This window comes from Dehalobacter sp. (assembly GCA_023667845.1).
GTDB lineage: Bacteria > Bacillota > Desulfitobacteriia > Desulfitobacteriales > Syntrophobotulaceae > Dehalobacter.
In genome coordinates this window covers 1-1,699 of the sequence record JAMPIU010000020.1, presented here as the reverse complement: position 1 = coordinate 1,699, position 1,699 = coordinate 1, and the positions used below count along the sequence as shown (strand labels likewise).

The window sequence follows — 1,699 nt, the reverse complement described above, 5'->3', positions numbered from 1 at the left end:
TGTAAGCATTCCTGTAATGAATGAAATGGACTTTGAAAACTAAAAAACCTCCTGATATGATTTGAGTGTGCCAGCTAAAACGCACAAAAATCATAGAAGCCAGGAGGTTGTAAGCAAGTGAAAAACCGTAACGTTGAAAAGCTGAAAGCAATAACACCAGGCACATTGGTTGTAGGAGTAGACATAGCCAAAGAAACACATTGGGCCAGGTTTGTGGATTATCGTGGTTTGGAATCAGGGAAAGCCCTTAAATTCCACAACGATAAAAACAGCTTCGATAGTATTCTAGCAAGCATCGATTCCATTTGCAAGAACAAGCGATTTGAGAAAGTTATCGTCGGGATGGAGCCCACAGGACACTATTGGAAGCCGCTTGCGAATTACCTGATAATGCATGGAATAAAAGTGGTGATGGTTAATCCGTACCACACAAAACGGGCTAAAGAGCTTGATGACAACAGCCAGACGAAAAACGACAAGAAGGATGCCCTAACCATAGCGAAACTTGTACGGGATGGGAGATACTACGAAGTATATATGCCGCAAGATATATTTGCGGAACTAAGAGTGCTGGCTAACTCCAGAATAAGCCTGATGAAGCGTCATAACGCTTTAAAAAACACGATAACGGCAGTGATGGACGAATATTTTCCTGAAATGTCAACGGTTTTTAAAAACCCCCTAAAAGGCAAGGCATCGATGCAGATATTGAAATCCTGCCCTTTCCCTTCACTGGTGCTTGAATTAGGTGTAGACGGTGTACTTGCCGAGATAAAAAAGGCAGTTAAAAAGACGGTGGGCCGAAAGAAGGCGGAGCAGCTTTTTAAAACAGCAAAAACCTCAATAGGGGTAGGTTATGGGATAGTATCGGCAAAGCTAAAATTAGGACTAATGATTGAAGAATTGGAGCTTTTAACAAACCAGCTCGTACAGATCGAAACAGCAATGGAGCGGGCATTAGCTGATACAGGGCTCGGGAAAATAATACTCGGCATTTCAGGCATAGGAGTGGTGACGGCAGCCAGTTTTTTAGGTGAGATAGGCGATCCGATGAGATTCGATAATCCGCGTCAGATAAGCAAAATGGCAGGATACAACCTCGTCGAGGATAGTTCGGGTAAGAGCAAAAGCGGGACAGTTATATCAAAGCGCGGCAGAAAGAATTTAAGGAGCATCTTATACCGGATGGCCATGACCATGGTTGCAGTAAACGTTGAGATGAAAGAGCTTTACAATTACTTAAAAACACGACAAAACAACCCCCTTAAGAAGAAGCAGGCCCTGGTTGTTATTTCAAAGAAGATAATTACCGTAATATATAACCTGGTGAAAAAGCAAACAGACTATAAGGCAGAATTAGTGCTTGGTGAATTCAGAAAGAATCAAATTAAGCAAGCAGCGTAAGAGAGCGAGAAATAAAAAAACGAGCCGATAAAGCGGAGATAAGGAGGATCACTCCATTAGCCCACTGAGGCAGTATTTAAGCTTAAACGCTATCTCCGCTTTTATCCAAAAAACAGGACGAAGGAATGTAAGGGCATGACCCAGTGAGCTATGATAGGGTGAGTTTTTGGATAGTAACGGCGAAAATTTAGATATGTGTAAATGAGCACCATTGTAAGTAGTTATAAAAAATCATAAAATACTGAGATTTATGGAGATATCCATTGTTAAATATTCAAATATTGAGATAGGAGTG

The 1,699-nt window shown here is 41.3% G+C and carries 1 protein-coding gene; it reads left to right on the top strand.

All coding sequences use genetic code 11. From position 1 onward, the window contains the following. The first annotated feature begins 117 nt into the window (after positions 1-117). Positions 118-1,404 (top strand): IS110 family transposase, encoded by a 1,287-nt coding sequence (locus NC238_01205; protein ID MCM1564574.1) that lies wholly within the window; start codon positions 118-120, stop codon positions 1,402-1,404. Positions 1,405-1,699 lie beyond the last annotated feature (295 nt).